The organism is Achromobacter sp. 1011811831, assembly GCF_059760905.1.
On record NZ_JCBANG010000090.1, the window covers coordinates 1 to 25,155 of the forward strand.

The 25,155-nt window shown below is 71.5% G+C and carries 14 protein-coding genes; 7 read left to right on the forward strand and 7 right to left on the reverse strand.

Annotated elements, in window-relative coordinates:
- The first annotated feature begins 50 nt into the window (after positions 1-50).
- The 3 genes from AC6LJ9_RS25335 (at position 51) to AC6LJ9_RS25345 (ending at position 13,453) form a co-directional block, all read left to right on the forward strand.
- Complete coding sequence (locus AC6LJ9_RS25335; RefSeq protein ID WP_498149665.1) at positions 51-12,020, forward strand: filamentous hemagglutinin family protein; 11,970 nt, start codon at positions 51-53, stop codon at positions 12,018-12,020.
- 92 nt (positions 12,021-12,112) lie between these two features.
- A complete protein-coding gene (locus tag AC6LJ9_RS25340) occupies positions 12,113-12,886 on the forward strand; it encodes an SDR family oxidoreductase (RefSeq protein WP_498149666.1) in 774 nt (257 codons plus the stop codon).
- 147 nt (positions 12,887-13,033) lie between these two features.
- Positions 13,034-13,453: a GCN5 family acetyltransferase gene (locus AC6LJ9_RS25345; protein ID WP_498149667.1), complete on the forward strand. Its 420-nt coding sequence runs from the start codon at positions 13,034-13,036 to the stop codon at positions 13,451-13,453.
- Between the two features lie 29 nt (positions 13,454-13,482).
- Here AC6LJ9_RS25345 and phbB read toward each other — a convergent pair whose 3' ends face one another.
- Both phbB and AC6LJ9_RS25355 read right to left on the reverse strand, forming a co-directional pair.
- The gene (gene phbB / locus AC6LJ9_RS25350) at positions 13,483-14,223 is read right to left on the reverse strand and encodes an acetoacetyl-CoA reductase (RefSeq protein ID WP_103273015.1); all 741 of its coding nucleotides are present in this window, start codon (positions 14,221-14,223) and stop codon (positions 13,483-13,485) included.
- A 29-nt stretch (positions 14,224-14,252) separates the two neighbouring features.
- Positions 14,253-15,593, reverse strand: coding sequence for a CitMHS family transporter (locus AC6LJ9_RS25355; RefSeq protein ID WP_498149668.1), 1,341 nt, complete (start codon positions 15,591-15,593; stop codon positions 14,253-14,255).
- Positions 15,594-15,835: 242 nt separating this feature from the next.
- Between AC6LJ9_RS25355 and AC6LJ9_RS25360 the strand changes: the two genes are divergently transcribed.
- From AC6LJ9_RS25360 to AC6LJ9_RS25370, 3 genes are all read left to right on the forward strand, one after another.
- Positions 15,836-16,534, forward strand: coding sequence for a response regulator (locus tag AC6LJ9_RS25360; RefSeq protein ID WP_498149669.1), 699 nt, complete (start codon positions 15,836-15,838; stop codon positions 16,532-16,534).
- 67 nt (positions 16,535-16,601) lie between these two features.
- The gene (locus AC6LJ9_RS25365; protein WP_498149677.1) at positions 16,602-17,963 is read left to right on the forward strand and encodes a sensor histidine kinase N-terminal domain-containing protein; all 1,362 of its coding nucleotides are present in this window, start codon (positions 16,602-16,604) and stop codon (positions 17,961-17,963) included.
- Positions 17,953-19,077 carry an ABC transporter substrate-binding protein gene (locus AC6LJ9_RS25370; RefSeq protein ID WP_498149670.1) on the forward strand — a complete coding sequence of 375 codons (1,125 nt, stop codon included), beginning with the start codon at positions 17,953-17,955 and terminating at the stop codon, positions 19,075-19,077. The genes AC6LJ9_RS25365 and AC6LJ9_RS25370 overlap by 11 nt, the downstream gene beginning before the upstream one ends.
- Before the next feature lie 68 nt (positions 19,078-19,145).
- Here the strand turns inward: AC6LJ9_RS25370 and AC6LJ9_RS25375 are convergent, their stop codons facing one another.
- From AC6LJ9_RS25375 to AC6LJ9_RS25385, 3 genes are all read right to left on the reverse strand, one after another.
- Entirely contained in the window at positions 19,146-20,393 is a 1,248-nt protein-coding gene (locus AC6LJ9_RS25375) for a metal-dependent hydrolase family protein (protein WP_498149671.1), read from the reverse strand.
- Between the two features lie 72 nt (positions 20,394-20,465).
- Positions 20,466-20,972, reverse strand: a complete 507-nt coding sequence (locus AC6LJ9_RS25380) for a GAF domain-containing protein (RefSeq protein WP_498149672.1) — start codon at positions 20,970-20,972, stop codon at positions 20,466-20,468.
- Entirely contained in the window at positions 20,969-22,327 is a 1,359-nt protein-coding gene (locus tag AC6LJ9_RS25385; protein WP_498149673.1) for an MFS transporter, read from the reverse strand. The genes AC6LJ9_RS25380 and AC6LJ9_RS25385 overlap by 4 nt, the downstream gene beginning before the upstream one ends.
- A 133-nt stretch (positions 22,328-22,460) precedes the next feature.
- Here AC6LJ9_RS25385 and AC6LJ9_RS25390 point away from each other — a divergent pair, with 133 nt between their 5' ends.
- Entirely contained in the window at positions 22,461-23,399 is a 939-nt protein-coding gene (locus AC6LJ9_RS25390) for a LysR family transcriptional regulator (protein WP_498149674.1), read from the forward strand.
- Positions 23,400-23,494: 95 nt separating this feature from the next.
- Here AC6LJ9_RS25390 and AC6LJ9_RS25395 read toward each other — a convergent pair whose 3' ends face one another.
- Positions 23,495-23,911 carry a hypothetical protein gene (locus AC6LJ9_RS25395; protein WP_498149675.1) on the reverse strand — a complete coding sequence of 139 codons (417 nt, stop codon included), beginning with the start codon at positions 23,909-23,911 and terminating at the stop codon, positions 23,495-23,497.
- Between the two features lie 46 nt (positions 23,912-23,957).
- A complete protein-coding gene (locus AC6LJ9_RS25400; protein ID WP_498149676.1) occupies positions 23,958-25,031 on the reverse strand; it encodes a hypothetical protein in 1,074 nt (357 codons plus the stop codon).
- Positions 25,032-25,155: the final 124 nt, after the last annotated feature.

The following is a 25,155-nucleotide window of genomic DNA, read 5'->3' on the forward strand; positions in this document are numbered from 1 at the left end:
AGGCTGCGCAGGCCGCCGCGCGCGCGGCGGCGGCCGCCAATGGCGCCGGCGTGCCGGACGGACTGACGCCGGGCGGCCTGTGGGCGGCCGAGGGCGCGCAGGCCAAATGGGAAGGCGCCAAGGCGCCGCAGAAGAGCGCGGTCGATGGCCGCCAGGTCGTGACCATCGAGCAGACGCAGTCGCGCGCCATCCTGAACTGGGACAGCTTCAACGTCGGCCGCAACACCACACTGCAATTCAAGCAGAACGCGTCCGACGCGGCGCTGAACCGCGTGGTGGGCGCGTCCGCGAAACCCAGCGAGATCCACGGCGCGATCAAGGCCGACGGCACCGTGCTGGTGGTCAACCAGAACGGCGTGATCTTCACCGGCACCAGCCAGGTCAACGCGCGCAACCTGGTGGCCGCCGCCGCCACCATCACCGACCAGCAGTTCCGCGACAAGGGCATCTATACCGATGCCAACGGCACGCTGCCCACCTTCAAGGACGCGCTGGGGCAGATACAGGTGCAGGCCGGCGCGCGCATCGACACCGCCGCGTCCACCACCGCGACCAAGGGCGGCGGCTACGTACTGCTGCTGGGCCGCGAGGTCCACAACGCCGGCGCCATCGCCACGCCCGGCGGCCAGACCGCGCTGGCGGCGGGCGACGACTTCTACATCCGCAAGGGCTACGGCACCGACGGCAACCTCAAGTCCACCACGGCCGGCAATGAAGTCAGCGCCACACTCAAGCCCGCCAGCACGGCGGGCCTGGTGCGCAACAGCGGCCTGATCAGCGCCACCACCGGCGACATCACGCTGACCGGCCATCAGATCCGGCAGGACGGCGTGCTGGTCGCCAGCACCGACATCGGCGCGCGCGGCGCCATCCACCTGCTGAACCGCGCCAGCGACGCCAGCGGCAGCGTGACGCTGGGCGCGGGCAGCGTCACCGCCGTGCTGCTGGAGCCGTCCGCCGTGACCGGCCTGGAGGGCCAGCGTACCGCCGCGCTCAAGACGCTGGACGGCATCGCCAACAACAACACGGCCGGCGTCTTCGACAATCTGAGCACGGTGGCCGACCGCCCGGACCTGCCGCGCATCGAAGTGGTGAGCGGCAACCTGGCCTCGTTCCTGGACGGCTCGACCACGCTGGCCACCGGCGGCCAGATCGCCGTGTCGGCGCGCAGGCAGACCCTGCTCGACGCCGGCGCGCGGCTGGACGTGGCGGGCGCCATCGGCGTGCGCCTGGCCATGGAATCGAACAACCTGAAGATCGACGTCCAGGGCAATGAACAGCGCGATGCGCCGGTCAACCGGGACAGCAAGCTGCTCAACAACAGCGAGATCTGGATCGACCGGCGCACGCTGGTCAAGGTCCCCGGCGGCGCCAACGGCTATGCCGGCGAGCGCTGGTACACCGGCGGCGGCCTGCTGGAAGTGGGCGGCTACCTGGCCACCAGCGGGCGCACGGCAAGCGAATGGCTGGCCCAGGGCGGCACCGCCACCTTCACCGGCGGCGCGCTGGTCACCCGCGCCGGCTCGGACATCAACCTGTCCGGCGGCACGCTGGACGTGCAGGACGGGTACATCCGCCAGAGCTGGCTGCGCGGCGCCGACGGCCGCCTCTACGACGTGTCGCGCGCGCCCGGCGACCTGCTCTACACCGGCCTGTACAAGGGCTTCGAGCAGGTGCACCAGCGCTGGGGCGACAAGGCCACGCGGGTCTTCTACAACCCCTTGATCGGCCCCCGGACGCGGTTCGAGAACGGCTACACCGTCGGCCGCGACGCCGGCGCCCTGATCGTCTCGACCGGGCAGGCCCGGCTGGACGGCGGCGTCACCGGCGAGGTCTACCAGGGCCCGCGCCAGACCGACGCGCCGCAATGGGACATGGACGGCTATCTGCAGTCGCAGACGACCGTGGCGCGCCGCGGCCGCCTGATCGTCGGCAGCTATCTGCCGCGCTATGACGCCGACAGCGGCCAGGTGAACTGGGCCCTGGCCGCGCTGGCCGGCAAGGTATCCATCGGCGGCGGTCCGGCCGCCGACGGCGAGATACGCCTGGACGCCGCCTGGCTGAACGCGGTCAATCCGGGTCAGCTGACCGTGGCCGCCAAGGAAAGGATCGCCGTCGAACAGGCGCTGGGGTTCGCCCCCGGCGCCGGCGTGCTGCTGTACGCGCCGCAGGTCGACATCCAGGCCGGCATCGCCGCGCAGGGCGGCCGCATCCAGGCCGGCAACGTGCTCAAGCAGGTCAATGACCGAGGCGCGATCGAGGACGTCCTCGTCCGGCCCGCGACCGGCAAGCCCGCCGGCGTCACGCTGGCGGCGGGCGCCACGCTCGATGTCAGCGGCCTGTGGACCAATGCCGCGCTCGATCCCGCCGCCTCGCCCGGCCTGGCGCGCCGCAACGGCGGACAGGTGGCGCTGCGCAGCAGCGGCAGCATCGCGCTCGGCCAGGGCAGCCTGGTGGACGTGAGCGGCGGGGCCGCCATCCAGAGCGGCGGCAAGGCCCTGGCCGGCCGGGGCGGCGATCTGCTGCTGGAGGCCGGCTCGGCCGGGTCGCCCGGCGTGCTGGCGCTGGACGGCGCGCTGGCCGCGCGCGGCGTGGACGGCGGCGGCAAGCTGACCCTGCAGGCCAACCAGATCCGTGTGGTGCGCGCCGAGCAGCGCGGCCAGGCCGTGCCCGCCGGCGTGTCGGTGCTGGCGGACAGCGACTTCGCGCAGGGCTTCTCGCAATACGAACTGATCGGCACGCGTGGCCTGGAAGTCGTCGAAGGCGCGCAGCTGCGCGTCTCGATGCCGCTGCTGCGCCTGGCGCCGGACGCCGCCGCCGCGACGGACAAGACGCGGGCCCTGCAGGCCTGGACGCCGCCGCTCTACCAGGAAGACGCGGTCAAGAGCGTGCTGACGCAGCGCAAGGGCGCCAGCCTGACCCTGCAGAGCGGCACGCTGCAGACCGCGCAGAACGAGCTGTCCCGCGTCGGCCTGACGCTGGCGGAAGGTTCGCTGGTGGCCGTCGACCCGGGCCAGCGCATCAACGTGGCCGGCGTCGGCCAGGTCACGCTGAACGGCACGCTGCAGGCCTGGTCGGGCCGCATCGCGGTGACCGCGCTGCGCGACACGACCATGGACGAGACGATGGCGACCGGCTCCGGCCGCTCGCTCTGGGTCGGCGACCACGCCGTGCTGGATGTGGCCGCGCGCGCGGCCACGGCGGTCAACCTCAAGGGCCAGTCCTACGGCCTGCTGCAGGACGGCGGCAGCATCACGCTGGGCGGCGTCGTCAACGTCGCCAAGGGCAACGTGGCCGCGCCGGACCTGTTCATCGTGCTGCGGCCGGGCAGCCGGCTGGACGCGTCCGGCGCCTCCGCCAGTCTGCTGGCCAACGGCGCGCCGGTGGCCGCCGCCAGCGCCGGCGGCCTGATCGCCATCAGCTCGGCCAACGGCCTGTACCTGGACGGACAGATGATCGCGCGTTCGGGCGGCGCCGGCGCGGCCGGCGGCCGCCTGGCGCTGGGGCTGGACACGCCGGAATACAAGAGCAGTGCGATCCAGGACCGGGTCAAGGCGCCGCGCGACTTCGTGCTGTCGGACAAGGCGACGGCGAGCTTGCCTGCCGCGCTGGACAATCCCGCCACGGCCGCCGACAAGCTGGCCTACGGCCACGCCACGCTGGGCGCCGACCAGCTGGAGCAAGGCGGCTTCGGCGCGCTGGACCTGCTGTCCAACGGCCTGCTCAGCTTCGCCGGCGACGTCACGCTGAACCTGGGCCAGAGCCTGCGCCTGTTCAGCCGGACCCTCGCCATGACGCCCGATGCCGCGCCGACGGCGCGCGTTCGGCTGGCCGCGCCCTACATCATGCTGGCCGGCGCCACCGACGGCACCAGCCGCGAAGGCTACCAGCGGCCGCTGCCCGCGCCAACCACCAGCAATCGCGTCAGTGAATCCGTGCTGCGCGCCGAAGCCGGCCTGATCGACCTGCGCGACAACGTCATGCTCGGCCCCCTGACCATCACGCATCCGGCCTCGGGACCGACGCGCTACACCGGCCTGGGCTTCCCCATGGCCGAACTGGTCAGCCGCGGCGACATCCGCATCCTGGGCGGCCTGGGCGCGCTGAACCGGGACTCGAACGCCGTCCTCACCACGCAGTTCGCCACGCCCGGCGACCTGACGCTGACCGCCGCCCAGATCTACCCCGAGACCGGCGCCATCGTGCGCGTGGTGGCGGGCGTGGGCGGCAAGCGCGACGGCCAACCGGGTTTCGAGGCCGGCAGCCGCCTCGTGATCCGGCGCGCCACCGAGCAGGTGCCGGACACGCCCTACAGCGCCTTCGGCACGTTGCGGCTCTCGGCCGACATCATCGAACAGGGCGGCGTGCTGCGCGCGCCGCTCGGCCTGCTGGAGATCGGCGAGGCGACCACCAACGGCCTCACCTCGCGCGTGACGCTGCTGCCCGGCAGCGTCACCTCCGTCAGCGGACGCGGCCTGACGATGCCCTATGGCGGCACCGTGGACGGCGTCGGCTATCAATGGCTGGGGCAGGACGTGCGCCTGACCGGCCAGGGCGGCGGGGAATACCATGGCAGCCTGTCCGTGGGCCTGCAGCTCGCCGGCCAGGCCGTGCAGGTCGGCGACAACGCGCTGGTGGACCTGTCCGGCGGCGGACAGCTGCTGGGCGCGGGTTTCATCTCGGGCCGCGGCGGCTCCACCGACGCGCGCTTCAATCCGCTGGTGCAGACCCATCCGCAAGGCGGCTTCACCCTGCCCGGCCTGTCCACCAATCCCGTCTACGCGCTGGTGCCGGGCGCGCAGCCCATGGCCGCGCCGACCGCGCCGGACGCGGGCCAGAGCCAGCCGCAGATCGGCCAGCAGGTCACCATCGGCGCCGGCGTGCCGGGCTTGCCGGCCGGCACCTACACGCTGATGCCGTCCACCTACGCCCTGATGCCCGGCGCCTTCCGCGTCGAGATCAACGGCGCGACGCCCGGCCTGGACGCCGCCGGCGCGCTGCGGCTGCGCAACGGTTCCTGGGCCATCGCCGGCCGCCTGGGCAATGCCTCGGCCGGCATCGCCGACGCCGTGCCGCGCCAGTTGCTGATCACCTCGGGCCAGGTGCTGCGCCAGTACTCGCAGTACAACGAAATGAACTACGCCGCCTTCGTGGCGGCCGACGCGGCGCGCCGTGGACAGCCGCGCGCGCTGGCGCCGGCCGATGCCCGCACGCTGCGCCTGCTGCTGGCCAAGGACGCGCCGGGCGAGTCCTTCAGCTTCGCCGGCCGGGCCGATTTCTCGGCCGCCCAAGGCGGCTACAGCGGCACGCTCGCGGTCGCTTCCATGAACAGCTGGCAGGACGCGTTGGAAATCACCGCGCCCGGCGCCGGCCGCAGCGCCGGATTCAACGGCCTCTCGCTGGACTCGGCCCAGCTCAACCGCCTGGGCGCGCCGCGCCTGATGGTGGGCGCCACGCCGGCCGTGGACTACCGGAACATCGGCAACATTGTCTACTTCGGCTACGGCACCACCCACTTCCAGAGCATCGCGCTGCGCGCGGGCGCCCAGCTGACGGGCGCCGAGGTCTTCCTGGTCGCCGGCGTGCCCTCGGGCAGCATCGTCATCGAACGCGGCGCGTCCATCAACACCGTGGGACGCGGCGCGCCGGGCTTCGACTCGTCGACCGGCTTCACCTACAGGCCCGGCCCCGCCAGCGTGGTGGCGGTGTCCAACGGCTGGATCAACCTGCTGCCGCCCGATGCCGACCAACCGCCCGTCGGCGCGGGCGCCATCCGCATCGGCGCCTGCGGTCCCGCCGCCTGCGCGGGCGAGGCGCAGCTCTATTCGGAAGGCACGATCGCCTTCGCCACCAACAAGGCCTTCGAACTGGACAACGCCGCCCGCTACGGCGCGCGCTACCTGACGCTGGCGGTCGGCAGCGTCAATGCCGGCAGCGAGCAGGCGCTGGCCGACGCGGCCGCGCGCGGCGGCCTGTCCAGCGGGCTGATGCTGAACCAGACGCTGCTCGACCGCCTGATGGCGGGCGACCGGCAGCACGGCGCGCCGGCGCTGGAAATGCTGACGCTGGCCGTCAGCGATTCCTTCAACTTCTTCAACAATGTCATGCTGGACACGCTGGATCCGGCCACCGGCAAGTCGCGCCTGCAGACGCTGGCGCTGACCGCGCCGGCCATCTACGGCTACGGCCAGGCCGGCGATACGGCCACCATCCGCGCCGGCAACCTGATCTGGAACGGCGCGGTCGGCACGCCGGCCGGCGTGGTCAATAACGGCGCCGGCACCGGCCAGGGGTCGCTGAACATCGAGGCCGAACGCATCGAGTTCGGTTACGGCCCGTACACCCAGCCCGTCGGCGGCCTGGACCAGGCGCGCCTGACGCTGGGTTTCGCCAAGGTCAACCTGCGCGCCAGCGACCGCATCACCGCCAACCATCGCGGCAGCCTGAACGTGTACCAGGCGCGCGGCGCCTACGACAGCATCGGCGGCTGGCAATACAGCGGCGGCACGCTGAACCTGTTCACGCCGCTGCTCACGGGCGAGGCCGGCTCGGTCAACCGGATCAAGGCCGGCGACGCGATCAACCTGGCCATGCCCGCCGGCGCGCAGGCCGGCGCCATACGCGGCCTGGGCGCGGAGCTTGGACTGGACGCGGGCCGGCTCAACATCGACGGCCGCATCGCCCTGCCTTCGGGCAAGGCGGCGCTGCGCGCCGACGGCGCGCTGGTCCTGACCGGCCAGGCGCAGCTGGACCTGGCGGGCCGGCCCGTGCCGTTCGAGGAACTGACCAAGTACAGCTGGGGCGGCGAAGCCATCCTGGAAAGCCGCCACGGCGACATCACCCAGGCCGCCGGCAGCGTCATCGACCTTTCTGCCAGCTACAACCGCGCCGGCCGCCTGACGGCCATCGCGCTGGATCCCGGCGCGGGCCGCGTCGACCTGCAAGGCCGCATCCTGGGCAGCGCCTCGGGCGACTACGAGACCGGCGGCTCGCGCGTGCCGTATGCCCAGGGCGCCGTCGACATCCGCGCCCAGCAGCTGGATTTCACCGCGCTGAACCAGCGCCTGAACGCGGGCTCGGTCTACGGCGCGCGCAGCTTCCAGATCAAGCGCGGCGACCTGACCATCGGCGACGAAGTCCGCGCCCGCGAAGTCAATATCTCGGTCGACGGCGGCAGCCTCACGGTGGCCGGCCGCATCGACGCCAGCGGCGTCAGCGTGGGCAGCATCCGCCTGTCGGCGCGCGACGGCCTGCGCCTGGCGTCCAACGCCGTGCTGGACGCGCACGGCGCCACGCTGCGCGTCGACAGCTACGGCCAGATCATCGACGCGCCCAATCGCGCCATCGTCGAACTCAATGCCGGCCAGGGCACGCTGCGCCTGGACGGCGGCGCGCGCATCGACCTGCGCGCCGGCAGCGACGACCCGCGCCAGGACGGCAAGCCGCGCGGCACGCTGGAACTGAACGCGCCGCGCCTGAACGGCGCGCGCGGCGGCGACATCGACATCGAGGCGCGCGGCCCGCTGGACATCCGAGGCGCGCGCAGCATCGCCGTCAACGGCGTGTGGGTGGACCGCAGCGCCACCCCCGGCACCGAAACCACTGCCGGCGGCAAGCCCTATCAGATCATCGACCAGGACTACCTGGACCGCCTGCACGACGACAGCCGCGCCTTCATCACCCAGGCGCTGGCCAACGCCAACCTGATCAACGGCAAGCTGGCCGGCCTGCGCCCCTATGCCGACGCGTTGCACCTGCGCCCCGGCATCGAGATCCGCAGCGCCACGCCCGACGGCGACCTGGTGGTGCAGGGCGACCTGGACCTGTCCCGCTACCGCTACGCCAGCCTCAACCCGCACACCCCGCTGACCGGCGTCTACGGCTCGGGCGAAGTCGGCAACCTGGTGATCCGCGCCGGCGGCGACCTGCAGATCCACGGCAGCATCAACGACGGCTTCGCGCCGCCCCCCGACGTGAAGCAGGACGCCAAGGGCTGGCGCCTGCTGCCGGGCGTGGACTACACCGGCGGCGACATGGTCACGCCGCACGCCGGCGTGGAGCTGGCCGCCGGCACGCAGATCCCCGGCGGCGTGGTGCTGAACTACGGCGTGACGCTGTCGAGCTTCACGCTGGAACCCGGCGCCGTGCTGCCCGTGACGGCGGCCCTGGCCCAGCCGCTGACGCTGCCGGCCGGCGCCATCCTGTCGGCCGCCGTGTTCAACGCGGACGGCAGCGTGGCGCTGGCCGCCGGCACCGTGCTGACGCAGCCTCGCACGCTGGCGGCGGGCACGAAACTGGCCGCCGGCTGGCGCATCACGGCCATGACCTTCCTGACCACGACCGAATGGCCCGCCGGCATCGCGCTGCCCAACCTGCCGAACGTCCCCTATGGCTCCAACCTGCTGACGCTGGCGCGCAACGTCATCCTGCCGCGCGGCGCGCTGATTCCGTCCGGCGCCAACGTCAAGCTCAATCCCGGCGTGCAATACGTGGACCTGCGTCCGGTCGTCAACGACGCGCAGGGCAAGGTCTGGGCCGTGGCGCCCATGCTGCCGGAAGGCTCGCAGTCCTGGTCGATGCGCCTGGTCGGCGGCGCCGACCTGGACGGCGCCGACACGCGCGCCACGCAATATGGCGTCAAGCGCGGCAACCTGGTGCTGGCCGACAACCACTACGGCATGTACGGCTTCGACGCGCCCGGCAATTTCCTGTGGACCCAGCAGGGCGCCGACGACATCGGCATGCCCTGGCTGGCCGGCACGGTGATCGACGAGCAGTTCATCAAGGACAACTTCGGCTATCCATCAGCCGGGTCGCTGTGCCAGGACGTGCCCGCCTACTGCAGCGCCAAGGAGCCCAAGGATTATCTGGCGGCTCCCGCGACCGCGCGCTTCAGCGTGCTGCGCACCGGCACCGGCGACCTGGACCTGCTGGCCGGCGGCGACCTGCGCATGCATTCGCTGTACGGCGTCTACACCGCCGGCGCCTCGTCGGCCGCCACCCAGGCCGGCGACCCGTACAACCAGCCGCGCCTGAGGGGCCTGGCCGGCACAGTGACGAACGATCCCAGCCAGGGCTTCGAGCCCTACGTCAACGGCGGCGCGCAAAGCGTCTACCGCGCCTGGTATCCGGACGGCGGCGGCAACCTGACCGTGCGCGCCGGCGCCAACCTGATCGGCGACGTGATGCTCGCCTCCCCGGCGTCCTATGGCCGGCCGGTGACATCCACCATCGGCTACAACAGCGACACGCCGGGCAACTGGCTCTGGCGCCAGGGATCCGGCTCGGCGGCCATAGGCCAGGCGCAGCCCACCGCCTGGTGGATCAACTTCGGCACTTACGTGGCCGGCGACATCAACCAGCCCACCGACGAATTGCGCGGCTTCACCGGCTTCGGCACGCTGGGCGGCGGTAACCTGAGCATGGACGTGGGCGGCGATGCCGGCCGGCAGCAACCCCGCCTGGTCAGCGACGGCCTGCGCCAGATCAATCCGCGCAGCCAGGCCCTGGTGCTGGCGGTGGGCAGCACCGGCCGCATGCAGGCCGACGGCCGCCTGGCGCTGACCGGCGGCGGCGACATCGAGCTGCGCGTGAGCGGCGCCCTGAACCCGGCCCTGCCCACGCCCTACGAGTCCAGCGGCTCGGTCACCAACCTGCGCGGCCAGACCTCGTTGCAGGCCGCGTCCTTCGGCAGGCTCGATCCGCTGTACGGCGTGAAGGCGGCGCGCGACACCCGCGCCCTGGACCTGTTCCGCGCGGCCGACGTCGTCACCAGCGGCGGCATCGCCCTGTACGCCGGCGACAGCGCCTTCCGGCTGCGCAGCCTGGGCGACCTGGCCATCGAGAAGGCCGACGATCCGGGCCGCGCCCCCATGCCGCTGTCCATGCCTTATGTCCAGGCCAATGGCACGCCGGGCGCGTACGGCGCCAATACCTGGTTCTCGCTGTGGACCGCGAACACCGCCATCGACCTGTTCTCGGCCGGCGGCAACCTGACGCCCATCATGCCGGTGACGACGCTGAACGACAGCGTCGTGACCTACCCGTCGCAGTTGTCGGCCGTGGCCGCCAACGGCAGCATCTACTACAAGACCCCCGTGCTGCTGGCGCCCGGCCCCGCCGGCCGCCTGGACCTGCTGGCGGGCGATTCGATCTACGGCGGCAACGCGCCGCTCATGCGCAGCGGCGCATCGCTGGACACGCTGGCCTCGCCCTACCGCCCCGCCTTCGTCGGCATGGTGAAGAACGGCATTTTCAACTCCGCCATCTGGGGTCCCAATACGCTGTCGCGGGATGGCTCCTACGGCGAGCGCGTGCTGTTCGCCTTCGGTTCGCCGGCAGCCGCCGCCGCCGGCCCCTGGGCGGCGTCGCGCTTCTACGCGATGGACGGCGACCTGGTCGGCGTCAGCAGCGGCCGCCTGCTGCGCTTCGGCCCGCCGGAAAACCTGAGCGGCAGGCAGTGGCACCTGGGCGCGGGCCCCGTGCGCATGCTGGCCGGACGCGACATCGTCGGCAGCGGCAGCCCCTTGGGACCGTTGGAGTCGAGCCCCTTCCCGTTCAGCTACAGCTACACCAACAACCTGTTCATCCACGACCAGGCGAGCGACGTCTCGCTGGTGCGCGCCGGCCGCGACATCATCGCCGGCAGCTTCACCGTGGCCGGGCCCGGCACGCTGGAAATCAGCGCCGGCCGCAACATCCAGATGCTGGACCAGGCCGCCGTGCTGAGCGTGGGGCCGGTGGTGCCGGGCGACACCCGCCCGGGCGCCGGCATCGCCATGCAGGCTGGCCTGGGCGCGCAGGGCGCCGACTACGCCGGCTTCCTGCGCCGCTACCTGGACCCGTCCCGCGTCGCCGATCCGTCGCGGCCGCTGACCGACCAGGGCCTGCCGTTCAAGACCTACGAACACGAACTGCTGCTGTGGCTGACGCAGGTCTACGGCTTCGCCGGCAATACCGGCGACGCGCGCGCCTACTTCGACGCGCTGCCGCCCGAACAGCAGCGCGTGTTCGCGCGCCAGGTCTACTTCGCCGAGCTGCGCGCCGGCGGCCGCGAGTACAACGCCAAGTCCAGCCCGCGCCTGGGCAGCTTCCTGCGCGGCCGCCAGGCCATCGCCGCGCTCTTCCCGGCGCGCGAGGCCGGCGCCGACTATGCCGGCGGCATCACCATGTATGGCGGCGCGGGCGTGCAGACGCGCGCCGGCGGCGACATCCAGGTGCTGACGCCCGGCGGCGCGCAGGTCTACGGCGTGGAAGGCGCGGTCCCGCCGGCCACGGCGGGCGTGCTGACCCAGGGCAGCGGCGACATCCAGTTCTATGCGCGCGACAGCATCCTGCTGGGCCAGAGCCGCGTCATGACGACCTTTGGCGGCGGCATCCTGGCCTGGTCGGCGCAGGGCGACATCAACGCCGGTCGCGGCTCCAAGACGACCGTGGTCTACACCCCGCCGACCCGCCGCTACGACAGCATCGGCAACGTGGCGCTGTCGCCGGCGGCGCCCGCCACCGGCGCCGGCATCGCCACGCTGGCGCCGATCGCGGAAGTGCCGGCCGGCGACGTGGACCTGTACGCGCCGCTGGGCACCATCGACGCGGGCGAGGCCGGCATCCGCGTGTCGGGCAACATCAACATCCATGCCCAGCAGGTGCTCAACGCCGCCAACATCAAGACGCAGGGCGAAAGCGTCGGCGTGCCGGTGGCCGCCTCGGTCAACACCGGCGCGCTGTCGTCCGCCAGCGCCGCCGCCAGCTCGGCCGTCGGCGCCGCCCAGGACTCGGCGCAGCGCGCGCAGAACCAGGCGCGCCAGAACCAGCCCTCGATCATCAGCGTGCAGATCCTGGGCTTTGGCGACGAGCCCACGGCGGGCGTGGCATCCAGCCCGGGCGCGGCGGCCCCCTCGCCCGAGCGCCAGGCGGCGTATCGGCGCGACGGCGCCGTGCAGGTGGTGGGCGACGGTCCGCTGGACGCCACGCAGCTGGCCCGGCTGAGCGCCGAGGAGCGCAAGGCCTTCGGCCTGTAGCAAGCAGCCGGGGCGCGGCAATAAACGGATAGCCGCGCCCCGACGCCTCGCCTACCTTGGCGGCCTGACCCCGCAACCACAGGAGATCGGGCATGCAAGCAACAGGACAACTGGCCGGCAAGGTCGCCATCGTCACCGGCGCCAGTTCCGGCATCGGGCTGGAAACGGCGAAGCTCTATGCGCGCGAAGGCGCCAGCGTGGTGCTGGTGGCGCGCCGCGCGGCCGAGCTGGACAGGCTGGCCGCCGCCATCGAGGCCGCAGGCGGCCGGGCGCTGGCCCTGGCCGGCGACGTGCGCGACGAGGCGCTGGCGCGCGATGCCGTCGCCGCGGCCGTGGAGCGCTTCGGCGGACTGGACATCGCCTTCAACAACGCCGGCGCCATGGGCCCGTCGCGGCCGCTGCACGAGATCGAACCGCAGGAATGGCAGGACGTGCTGCAGGCCAACCTGACCAGCGCCTACCTCGGCGCGCGCCACCAGATTCCCGCCATGCTGGCGCGCGGCGGCGGCTCGCTGATCTTCACGTCCACCTTCGTCGGCTACACGGCGGGGTTTCCCGGCATGGGCGCCTATGCGGCCAGCAAGGCCGGCCTGATCGGCCTGACCCAGGTCATCGCCTCGGAATACGGCGCGCGCGGCATCCGCGCGAACGCGCTGCTGCCCGGCGGCACCGACACGCCGATGGGGCGCGATGCCATGGCCTCGCCCGAGGCCCGCGCCTACGTCGAGAACCTGCACGCGCTCAAACGCCTGGCCACGCCCGCCGAGATCGCGCGTTCGGCGCTGTACCTGGCGTCGGACGCGTCCAGCTTCACCACCGGCACGGCGCTGCTGGTCGATGGCGGGGTCTCGGTGCACCGGGGCTGAAGCGGTTTTTGGTTATTAAGGGTTTACCCTTGATCCGCTTGGCTTTGTGACCGTCTGAAATGGAAACCTGGGGCGCGGCGGGCGCCCCGGGCCGTCAGGCTTCCTACAATCCCCCCATAGCGCCAGCAGCGCCCGGAATCCTCTGCCATGCCCGCCTCTCTCCGCTCCGCCTTCCCCATCGCCGTCGATGCCGACCTGATCGGCGAATATCCCGCCCAGACCAAGTCCGGCGGCGGCTATTTCTACGACGCCGTGCTGGAATACCGCGTCTGGGTGCACCCGCACGACGGCGGCGAGGATCTCTACGACGGCGACGACTACTACTGCGCCTTCGCCACCTTCGAGGAAGCCAGCGCCTACTCGCGCGAGACGGCCGGAGCCGAGCAACCGCTGGTGCTGGTGCGCCAGGACGAATGCATCAACGAGCCGGAGCCCGGCCGCTACGAGCACCACACCGGCGAACGCCTGACCGAGTGGCGCGTGGAATGGCTGGAGGGCAGCAAGCGCACGCCCTCGTCCATCCCGGACTTCCTGCAGCGCCACGGCAGCCCGGCCCTGAACAGCTAGGGCCGGCGGGCGCGGCAAGCGCCCTCGCCTCAGCTCATGTACACGCCGCCGTTGATGGCATAGTTCGCGCCCGTCACGAAGGCCGCCTCGTCCGAGGCCAGCCAGGCGCACAGCCCCGCCAGGTCCTGCGGCGTGCCCAGGCGGCCGACCGGCACGCTTTCCACGATGCGGTCCAGCAGCGCCGGCGGAAAGGCCTTGACCGTGTCGTCGGCGATGAAGCCGGGCGACACCAGGTTGACGGTCACGCCGCGCGCCGCGACTTCCTGCGCCAGCGAACGCGTGAAGCCGATGGCCGCGCCCTTGGCCGTGGCGTAGTTGACCTGCCCGATCTGGCCTTTCTCGGCCGCCACCGAACCGATGTTGATGATGCGGCCCCAGCCCCGGTCGGCCATGCCGTCGACCACCTGCTTGGTGGTATTGAACAGCGTGTCCAGGTTGCTGCGCAGCACCGCCGACCACTCGGCATAGCCCATCTGCCGCAACCGCATGTCCAGCATGGCGCCGGCGTTATTGACCAGCACGTCGATCTCGCCGACCTCGCCGCGCACGCGCGCGAAGGCCGCGCGGGTCGATTCCCAGTCGGTGGCGTCGCCCTCGGACGCGGTGAAGTCATAGCCCAGCGCCTTCTGCGCCTTCAGCCAATGATCCTTGCGGGACGATTTCGGCCCGCAGCCGGCCACCACGCGGTGGCCGGCGCGATGCAGCGCCTGGCAGATGGCGGTGCCGGTATGGCCCATGCCGCTGGTGACGTAAGCAATGCGCAAAGCCATGGAAACTCCTATTTCAAGGGCGCGCCGGCTCAGCCGACGCTGCCGACCAGGGGAAACAAGCCGAACGCCAGCGCCGCCGCCAGCATCACCAGGCAGATCATCGTGGCCCACTTGAGCGCGTAGCGCTGATGGTCGCCGAACTCCACGCCGGCCAGGCCGACCAGCAGATAGGTGGACGGCACCAGCGGGCTCAGCAGGTGCACCGGCTGGCCGATCAGCGAGGCGCGCGCCATTTCCACGGCGCTGATGCCGTAGCCCTGCGCCGCCTCGCTCAGGATCGGCAGCACGCCGAAATAGAACGCGTCGTTGGACATGAAGAAGGTGAAGGGCAGGCTGACCAGCGCGGTGATGCCGGCCAGGTACGGGCCCATGGCGTCCGGGATCACGGCCAGCAGGCTGCGCGACATGGCCTCGACCATGCCGGTGCCCGACAGGATGCCGGTGAAGATGCCGGCCGCGAAGATCAGCGACACCACCGACAGCACGTTGCCCGCGTGCTGCGCCACGCGGCGGCGCTGCTCGGCCAGGTCCGGGTAGTTGATGATCAGCGCGATGGCGAAGGCGATCATGAACAGCACCGGCAGCGGCAGCACGCCCATGACCAGGCTGACCATCAGCGCCAGCGTCAGGCCGGCATTGACCCACAGCAGGCGCGGGCGGCGCAGGTCCTGGTCGACCTCGATCTCGGGCAGGTTCTTGGGGCCGTCCTCGTCGTAGCCCGCGTGCAGCGTGGCGCCGTCCGGCAGCGACAGCACGCCCAGGCGGCGGCGCTCCTTCAGGCCCAGCGCGAAGGCCAGCGCCAGCAGCGCCACGATGGCCACGCCCATCACCGGCACCAGCGGCACGAAGATGTCGCCGGCGTCCACATGCAGCGCGCTGGCGGCGCGCGCGGTCGGGCCGCCCCAGGGCGTCAGGTTCATGATGCCGCTGGCCAGCATGGTCAGACAGGTCATGGACAGCGGATTCATCTTAAGGCGGCGGTACAGCGGCAGCATCGACGCCACCACGATCATGTAGGTGGTCGAGCCGTCGCCGTCCAGCGAGATCACCAGCGCCAGCACGGTGGTGCCCACCACGATCTTCAGCGGATCACCCTTCACCGCGCGCAGGATGCGGCCGACGATGGGATCGAACAGGCCGGCGTCGATCATCACGCCGAAGTACAGGATGGCGAACATCAGCATCACGCCCGTGGGCGCGATCTTGCGGATGCCGTCCAGCATCATCTTGTCGATGCCGGCGCCGAAGCCGCCCATCAGCGCGAACAGGATGGGCACCAGGATCAGCGCCACCAGGGGCGACAGTCGCTTGGTCATGATCAGCGTCATGAACGTGATCACCATGCCGAAGCCAAGCAGGGTCAGAAGCATGGGGGTATCTCCACGGATCGTTGTTATTCGTAGCCGCCCCGGCAAGGGGATACGGACAGGACCGCAAGGCTAGGAATTAAAGCTGTCTGGAACCTGTCGTTTCTTGCGAAGCAGGCGCGGTGGAGGAAGCGGCACGCCCCTGCGCCGGGCCGCCCCAAGGAGGGGCAGCCCCCTCGGGGGGCAGCAAGCGCCCTTGAAGCGCGCAGCGTGGGCAGACCATCCACTATGCGAAAATTGGCCGCATGCGCATCCTGGTGATCGAAGACGACGAAGACTTGGCCGACGCCATCGTGCGCCGGCTGCGCCGGCTCGGCCATGCGGTCGACTGGCAGAACGACGGCCTGAGCGCCGACGGCGTGCTGCAATACGAAAGCTTCGACCTGGTGATCCTGGATATCGGCCTGCCGCGCATGTCGGGCTTCGACATCCTGCATCGCCTGCGCAACCGGGGCAGCAAGATCCCGGTGCTGGCGCTGACCGCCCGCATCGACATCGAGGACCGCGTCCACGCGCTCGACACCGGCGCCGACGACTACCTGGCCAAGCCCTTCGACTTCCGCGAACTGGAGGCGCGCTGCCGCGCCCTGTTGCGCCGGCCCAGCGCGCAGGCCGCCGGCGTGCAGCGTTTCGGCGATCTGGTCATCGACAGCGCCGCGCGCCTGCTCACGCTGGCCGGCCAGCGCATCGAGCTGCCCAAGCGCGAATACAGCCTGCTGGAGATCCTGCTGGCCGGCATGAACCGCGCCGTCAGCAAGGACGAGATCGCCAACAAGCTGTTCGCTTTCGACGACGACGCGGCGCCCAACGCCATCGAGGTCTACATCGCCCGGCTGCGGCGCAAGCTCGAAGGCTCGCCGCTGCGCATCGAGACGCGGCGCGGCACCGGCTACATCCTGACGTGCAGCGATGACGGCAAGCACGACGCGCCAGCCGGCGGCTAAGGCGGCCGGCGCGCCGCGGCCCGATGCCGGCGCCGGCCGCATCTCGATCCGCCGCCGGCTGCTGGCCATGCTGCTGGCGCTGTTCATCGCCGGCGTGGGCGGGCTCTACCTGATGGTGCGCGGCTATGCGCAGCAGACCGCCGACACCGCCTACGACCAGCTGCTGCGCGCCTCGGCGCTGTCCATCGCCGACAGCCTGCGACTGGTCGACGACGAATGGCGCATGGACATGCCCTATGCCGCGCTGGCCCTGCTGGAGCAGGCGCCGCGCGACCGCGTGTTCTACCAGGTGCGGGCCGGCGACGGCGCGCTGGTGTCCGGCTATCCCGACCTGCCCGCCCCCCCTTCGGATAACGCGTCCGACGACGCGGCCTCCTCTCAGCTGTTCGAGGCCCGTTACCAGGACCAGCCGGTGCGCTTCGCCTGGATGGAACGCAAGATCGCCGGACCCGCCGGCACGCGCAGCGCGCGCGTCCTGGTCGGCCAGACGAGCGAGGCGCGCGATGCCCTGGCCGCGCGAGTGCTGTGGCGCGGCACGCTGGCGCTGCTGGGCTTCACCGCCGCCGCGCTGGCGCTGGCCTGGTGGGGCCTGCGCCGTTCGCTGGCGCCGATCCGCCGCATCGAGCGCGAGCTGGCCGCGCGCGGGGCGTCCGACCTGCAGCCCATCAAGGCGCCGGTGCCCGAAGAGCTGGACACCCTGGTGCATACGCTGGACGGCTTCATGGCGCGGCTGGCGGAAAACCTGGACACGCTGCGCCTGTTCATCGCCGAGGCCGCGCACCAGCTGCGCACGCCGCTGGCCGCGCTGCACGCGCAGATGGAAGTGGCGCTGGACGAGGAAGATCCGGCCGAACAGCGCCGCAGCCTGCTGGCCGTGCTGCGCAACGCCGAGAAACTGTCGCGGCTGGTCAACCAGCTGCTCAGCGACGCCAGCGTGATCCACCGCAGCAATGTGCGGCAGTTCCAGCCGCTGGACCTGGCCGAGCTGCTGGACCAGGCCGTGTACGACTCGGTGCCGCAGGCCGAGCCCGCGCCCGACGTGCGCCTGGCCCTGCCGGCCGACGGCGCGCCCGCGCCGGCCCTGGGCGACAGCCTGATGCTGCGCGAGGCCTTCAAAAACCTGATCGACAACGCGCTGCGCCACGGCGCCGCGCCCGACGGCCATATCGATGTGCGGCTGGAACGCGACGGCGCGCGCTGGCGCGTCACCGTGTCCGACCAGGGACCGGGTATCCCGCCGGCCCTGGCCCATGCCGCCTTCGAGCGCTTCGTGCGCGGCCCCAATCCGCGCTCGGCCGGCGCCGGCCTGGGCCTGTCCATCGTGCGCCGCGCGGTCGACAGCCACCACGGCGAGCTGCGACTGAGCAACCGCGTGGGCGGCGGGCTGGACGCCGTCATCCTGCTGCCGGCGCTGCCCCATGAAAGCTGACCCCTTCCTGCGCCGGCTGGCGCGCGCGCTGTTTCTGCCGCTGCTGCTGCCGCTGGCCCAGACTTTGGCGCTGCCCCTGGCCCCGCCGGCGCGGGCCCAGGCCCAGGCCGACCCTTCCAATACGCTCGCGCTGGGCCCGGACGGATCCGTCAACGTGCTGGTGGTGCATGCGTCCAACAGCCTGCCCGTGTTCCGTGGCGTGCTGGAGGACTTCCACCGCATCCATCCGGCCCTGCGCCTGGAATACACCGAACTGCCCACCCAAGCGCTGTACGACGGCATCGTCGCGCGGCGTCGCGACGCGGCAAGCGAAAAATCCGGCCCGGACCTGGTCATCAGCAGCGCCATGGATCTGCAGACCAAGCTGGCCAACGACGGCTACGCGCTGCCCCATGACTCGCCCGAGACCCGCGCCCTGCCCGCCTGGGCCAACTGGCGCGACGAGGTTTTCAGCACCGGCACCGATCCCATCGTCATGGTCTACGACACGCGCAGGCTGGACGCGGCGCGCGCGCCGCGCACCCGCCGCGCGCTGCTGTCGCTGCTGCAGGCGCCCGACCGGCCGCTGGCCGGCGCCGTGTCGACCTATGACGTCGGCGCCAGCGCCATCGGCTACCTGGCCGCCACCCAGGACACGCGCCTGGACAGCATGGCGCCGGCGCTGCTGGCGGCGCTGGGCCAGAACGGCGCGGCGCTGTATGCGTCGTCGGACGACGCGCTGGACATGCTGGAGCGCGGCGACGCCATGCTGGCCTACAACGTGCTGGAGTCCTATACCCGCCACCGCATCGAACGCGGCGCGCCGCTGGCCGTCATCTACCCGCGCGACTACACGCTGATGCTGTCGCGCGCCGCGCTGATCCCGCGCCAGGCGCCGCGCCCGGACCTGGGCGCGATGTTCCTGGACTACCTGCTGTCGCCGCGCGGCCAGCACATGATCGCGCAGGCTTCCGGCATGCGGCCGGTGGGCGATTCGGTGGTGCCGGCCGCCGGCGTGCGGCCGCTGGGCCTGGGCGTGGGCCTGCTGGTGTACCAGGACACGCTCAAGAAGCGCCATTTCCTGGACCTGTGGCGGGCGGCGGTCAGGCCCGCGAGCGACGGCGCCAAGCCCTAGCGTGCTGTCCCGCGGATGCGCACGCACCCGGGAAACAGCACGCCAGGCCGCCGCCCCTCGCCGTCCGCTCAGGCGGCCAGCTCGTCGAACTGCACCTTGCCGTTCTGCATCACCAGCGGGATGTGCTCGCCCTGCCCCAGCAGGCAGGACACGTCGCGCAGCGGATTGCCGTCCACCACCAGCATGTCGGCGCAGGCGCCCGGCGCGATGACGCCCAGCTTGCCCTCCATGCCCAGCACCCGCGCGCCCACCTGCGTGGCGCTGGCGATCACGGCCGGCGCGCCCAGCACCTCGGCGCGCAGGCGGAATTCCTCGCTTTGCAGGCGGTGCGACGGGCCCAGCAGGTCGGTGCCAAAGCCCATCGGCACGCCGGCGTCGCGATAGATCTCCAGCGAGTGCAGGCCGGCGTTGCGCACCTGCGCCACCTTGGCCACGCTGTCGGCCGGCAGGCCCAGGTCCGCGCCCTCGTTGGCCAGGGCCTCGTAGGTGATCAGCGTGGGCACCACATAGGCGCCCTGCTCGGCCATCAGCCGCGCCGCCTCGGCGTCGACCAGGTTGCCGTGCTCGATGGTGCGCACGCCGCAGCGCACCGCGCGCGAGATCGCCTCTGCGGTGTAGGCGTGGGCCAGCACATAGGTCTGGCGGGCGTGCGCCTCGGCGACGATGGCGCGGATCTCGTCCTCGGAATAGCCCCAGGCGCCGACGGGATCGGTGGGCGAGGCCACGCCGCCGGACGCCATGATCTTGATCTGGTCCGCGCCCATTTGCAGCTCCTGGCGAACCGCGCGGCGCACCTCGTCCACGCCGTCGGCCACGCGCGCCAGCGCGCCCACCCGCACGCAGCAGGGACAAGGCGACTCGCCGGGCATGAAGTCGCTGCGCGGACGGCCATCGCCGTGGCCGCCGGTCTGGCTCAGCGCCCGGCCCGAAACGAACAGGCGCGGCCCCTGCACCAGGCCCTGCTCCACCGCCACCTTGAAGGCATGGCCGGCGCCACCGGCGTCGCGCACGGTGGTGTAGCCCCGGCGCAGCATGTCACGCAGGATCGGCGCCGAGCGGAACGTCACCAACACGTTGGGCATGGCCATCTGCTGCGGCAGGTTCAGCTGCACCGCGATCACATGCACGTGCAGGTCGATCAGGCCCGGCATCAGCGTCTTGCCCTTCAGGTCGATGACGCGCGCCGACGCGGCCGACAGCGGCCGGTCCGAGACTTCCTTGACCAGGCCGTTCTCGACCAGCACGTCGTGGCCCTCCAGCAGCTCGGGCCGGGCGGGATCCAGCAGCGCGGCGTTCTTGAACAATGTGCTTTCCATGATGCTCCCGATATTGGCAAGTGAAGGACCGGACGTATCAGCCCGGCCCATGGATGTACGAAGGCTCCGCGCTCAGGCGCAGCACAGCGCCGGCAGCACCAGCTGCGCATAGGGCCGGCAGGCGATGGCGTCGTCCGGACCGTACCAGCGCTCGGCGTGCAGCAGGTTGAGCGATCCCCAGGTGCGTCCGCGCCAGCGTATCGGCACGTTCAGCACGCTCTGGCAGTCCAGCGAGGCGATCAGCGCATGGTCGGCGAAGACGCTGCGCAGGTCGTCCGACGTGTAGCCGATGTAGCACTCGCCGCGCGCCAGCACCGTGTCGGTCCACGGCCCCTGCATCACGGTCTTGCTGCCGCCTGCGGGATAGGCGTCGGGCAGGTTCGAATACAGTCGCGTGGCCACGCCGCTGCCCGGGTCGTAGGACAGGATGGTGAACAGCCGGTGGCCGATCTCGCCGGCCAGCGCGTGGTCCACAGCGGCGAACACGGCCTGCGGCTGGGATGGCGCCTCATGGGCGCGCGCCACGGCGTTCAAGGCCGGCACCGCCACGGCGGGACGGAAGGGGCGCGCGCCGCTCATTTCGCCTCTCCCGCCGCGATGGCTTCCAGCGAGCGGCCGCGCGTGGGCACGCCCATCACCAGCACCACCAGCGCGCCCAGCACCAGCGTCACCGTGGTGGTGCCGAACACGCCCAGGAAGCCGAAGTTCGGATACAGATAACCCACCAGCACGGGCGAGGCGATGGCGCCCAGCCGGCCGATGGCCGAGGCCAGCCCCGCGCCGGTGGTGCGCACCGCCGTCGGAAAGACCTCGGCGGTGTAGGCATAGACGCCGGCGTAGGTGCCGTTCATGAAGAAGGACATGATGATGCCGGCCAGCATGATCTGGCCGTCCGTCTTGGCCAGCGCCAGCCCCAGCGCGCCCGCGCCGCCCAGCAGCATGTAGCTGGCGATGGTGGCCTGGCGGCCGATCTTCTCGTTGAACCAGGCCGCGCTGAAATAGCCCGGCACCTGCGCGCAGTAGATCGCCAGCGAATAGCCGAAGCTCTTGGTCATGCTCATGCCGCTCTCGACCAGCAGGCCCGGGATCCACACGAAGAACGAGTAGTAGCTGAAGGTGATCGACAGCCACATGATCCAGGTCATCAGCGTGATGCGCGTCTGCCGGCCCTGCAGCAGCAGCGCGAAATTGGACCAGGGGCTGACCGCGCCGCGCGGCGGCGCCTCGGGCTCGGGCCGGGGCTCGGCCAGCGTGGCGCCGCGCCGCCTGAAATCGGCCTCGATGCGGTCCAGCACGGCCTCGGCCTCGGCGGTCCGGCCACGGCTCTCCAGCCAGCGCGGCGATTCCGGCAGCGCGCGGCGCCACCACAGCAGCATCACCACCGGCAGCGCCGTGATCACCAGCACGATGCGCCAGCCGCTGGCATGCGCCGGCACGATGAAATAGCCCAGCAGCGCCGCGGCCACGAAACCGAACGAGAAGAAACCCGCCAGCGCGCCGGTGAAGCTGCCGCGAAAGCGCCGCGCCACGAACTCCGCCAGATAGGGCGCGATGATGGCGCTTTCCGCGCCCGTGCCCATGCCGGCGATCACCCGCGCGGCGAAGAACGGCGGCCAGCTGTCGACCCAGGCGCTGACCAGCGAGGCCACGCAGTACAACGCCAGCGCCCACATCATCACCGCGCGCCGGCCGATCAGGTCGCCCAGCGTGCCGGCCAGCAGCGCGCCGAAGAAGAATCCGATGAAGGTGCTGCTGCCCAGCAGCCCGATCTGCACGCTGGTCAGGCCCCACTCCACCCGCAGCACGGGCAGGATGAACGCCAGCACGGCGGCGTCCATGGCATCGAACATATAGCCCAGGCCGCCCATCAGCAGCAGGTGTTTGTGAAAGCGCGCGAACGGCAGGCGCTCGATGCGCGCCGAGATCATGGACATGCGGAATTTCCCCTTGCAATCGACGGCTTCAGCCGTACTGTTCTTGACCAGGAACCGCATGATAGGCATGCGCAAATCTATCTATCCAATTTATAGTTATGATGCCCCACATCACCAATGTGAATGACTTGCCATGAGCTTCCGCACGCTGGACCTGAACCTGCTGAAGGTCTTCGAGGCCTTGATGACCGAAGGCAGCGTGACGCGCGCGGCCAATGCGCTGTGCATGACCCAGCCCGCCGTCAGCAATGCGCTGGCGCGGCTGCGCGACAGCCTGGACGACCCGCTGTTCGTGCGCGCCGGCAACGGCGTCATTCCCACCCAGCGCGCCGCCGTGCTGTGGAGCGAGCTGGGCGAGGCGCTGGACCGCATGCGCGGCGCGCTCGACGCCGAAGCCTTCGACCCGGCCCGCGCCACGATGGAATTCAGCCTGTCGATGTCCGACTACATCGCGGGCATCGTGCTGCCGCCGCTGTTCGGGCGGCTGGAGCAATCGGCGCCGCAGGCGCGCGTGCGCGCCGTGCCCAACACGCTGCTGGAAATCCCGGAACAGCTGGAAGACAACCGCGCCGACTGCGTGCTCAGCGCCTACGTCAACGAAGCGCAGTACCCGGGCCATATCCGCTCGCGCTCGCTCTGGCTGGTGGAATACGCCTGTTTCATGCGCCACGATCACCCGCTGGCCAGCATGAAGCGCCTGAGCACGCGCGCCTTCCTGTCGGCGCGCCACGTGGACGTGAGCCTGGGCGGCCAGACGCTGCCGTCCTACGACATGTACCTGTCGGCGCGCGGCCTGTCGCGCGACGTGGCCGCCTTGGTGAACCACTACAACGTGGCCTATGAAATGCTGCGCCACACCGACCTGATCGCCGTGCTGCCGCTGCACCTGGGCGCGCTGACGCCGCATGCGCCCTACCTGCGCGCCATGCCCCTGCCCATGCACGCGCCGCCGCGCACCATCACGCTGTTCTGGCACCAGCGCAACGACACCGTGCCGGCCCAGCGCTGGCTGCGGCGCACGCTGGTGGACCTGTTCGCGACGGGCGAGAACATGGCGCAGGACGCGGGCTGAGGCAGTCCGCGCGGGCGTAGTCAGCGGCGAGGGCTGAGCCCGCCGGTTCGGACGTGGCAGCGGCCCGGCGCCGCGCCTTGCCGCGTCAGTCCGCGTCAGTCCGCGTCGATTCCCGGGCCGTAGTTCAGGCCCAGCAGCAGCCGTTCCAGCGCCTCGCCCAGCGACGCGCCCAGCCTATAGAGCTTGCCGTCCGGCACCGTGTAGACATAGGCCGCGCCGGCGGCGTCCAGCAGCACGATCATGTGGTTGTGATGCGCGTCGGCCACCGCGCGCAACGGCCCGGTGCGGCCGCGCCAGGGCAGGCCTTCCAGCGATTCGTCCTCGTCCGGCTCGCAGGGCCGTTCGTAGAACGCCACGTCGCTGGCGGCGGTCTCCCGGCCCGCGCCGGTCTTGCCCATCGACAGGCCTGCCAGCGACGCCAGCAGGCGCTCGCCCGCCGGGTCCCGCGCGTCGTCGCCGGGCGGCGCCTGCCAGCCGGCCTCGCGCAGCAGCGCGACGATGGAATCGGGCACGCCGCTCATCCGCGCGCCCCCGTTGCCCATGCCGCCATGCGCCCGCTCATTGCAGGTACGACGCCACTTCCTCCGGCGTCAGATAGCGCTTGAAGGCGACGTGCGGATTCTGCGCGTCGTGGCAGGCGCCCAGGAAGCCGGCCCAGCTGCGGCTGCACGCGTCGCCCTTGTCCAGGCCGATCAGCACGCGCTTGCCGTGCTTTTGCGCATTGGCGCGCAGCGGCGCCTCGCCCCAGGACCAGGCCAGCTCGTTGACCAGCTCGCCGCCCGCGTAGGCCGGCGCCTGCAGCCACAGGAAATCCGCCGTGTCGCTGTCGTTGTCGTCCGACGGCGGCGCGCGGTCCACGATGGCCTGGCGCACGCCCAGCGCCTGGCCGTGTTCGCGGATCAGGTTCTGCAGCAGCGTGAAGGCATGGAAACCGTTGTTCACCGCGTGCGCCCGCGCCACGAAGCCCGTGCCCGACGCAGGCAGCACCACCACCAGCTCGTCCTCGTAGCTCATGTTCGCGGCCAGCCACAGGTAATGCAGCTGCTCGAACGGCAGGCTGCCATTGCGGTTCAGGCGGTAGATCCGCGCCTGCAAGGCATCGTCCGCCAAGAAGGCCCGGTGGTTGCGCTCGTCGCGCAGCACCATCGCCATCATGGGCAGCACCAGCAGTTCCACGGCCTGCTGCAAGGTCTCGACCTCCCAGCGGCGCTCCTGCGGCACGGCCTTCATGCGCGCCTGCGCGTCGGCCCAGGCCTGCACTTCCTCGGGCTCGGCCTCGTCGTCGTCCTCGTCGACTTCCTCGGCGCAGTACGGCTCCAGCTCCTGCAGCCAGACATCCAGCAAGGCATGGCAGGCGGGAAACAGGATGGCCGGGTCGGCGCCGTCCTCGACCAGCGCGCCGGCCATCAGCGCCAGCAGCGACGCGCGGTTGGGATGCACTTCCGGCAGCAGCGCGGCGCAGGCGGACAGCACCGCTTCCGTCCGTTCCGGCTCCTGAGCCTGCGCGTACAGGCGGCCGATCTCGGGCCGGTCGAAGAACACATCGGGCGTATCGCGCTCGGCGGCCGAAGCCAGCGGGCTGCGCAGGAAGGCGAGCAGGTCGGACGGGAGTTCGAAAGCGGATTGAGTCATGGTGGCGGTGTAACGGGACGGGAACGGCGGCGCGCGAAGCGCCGGGCAAGGACGGGATACGGGCGGGCAGGCCCGGCCCGCCTGCGATCTTACCGGACGCCGCCCGGCGGGCGCGGAGCGGCGG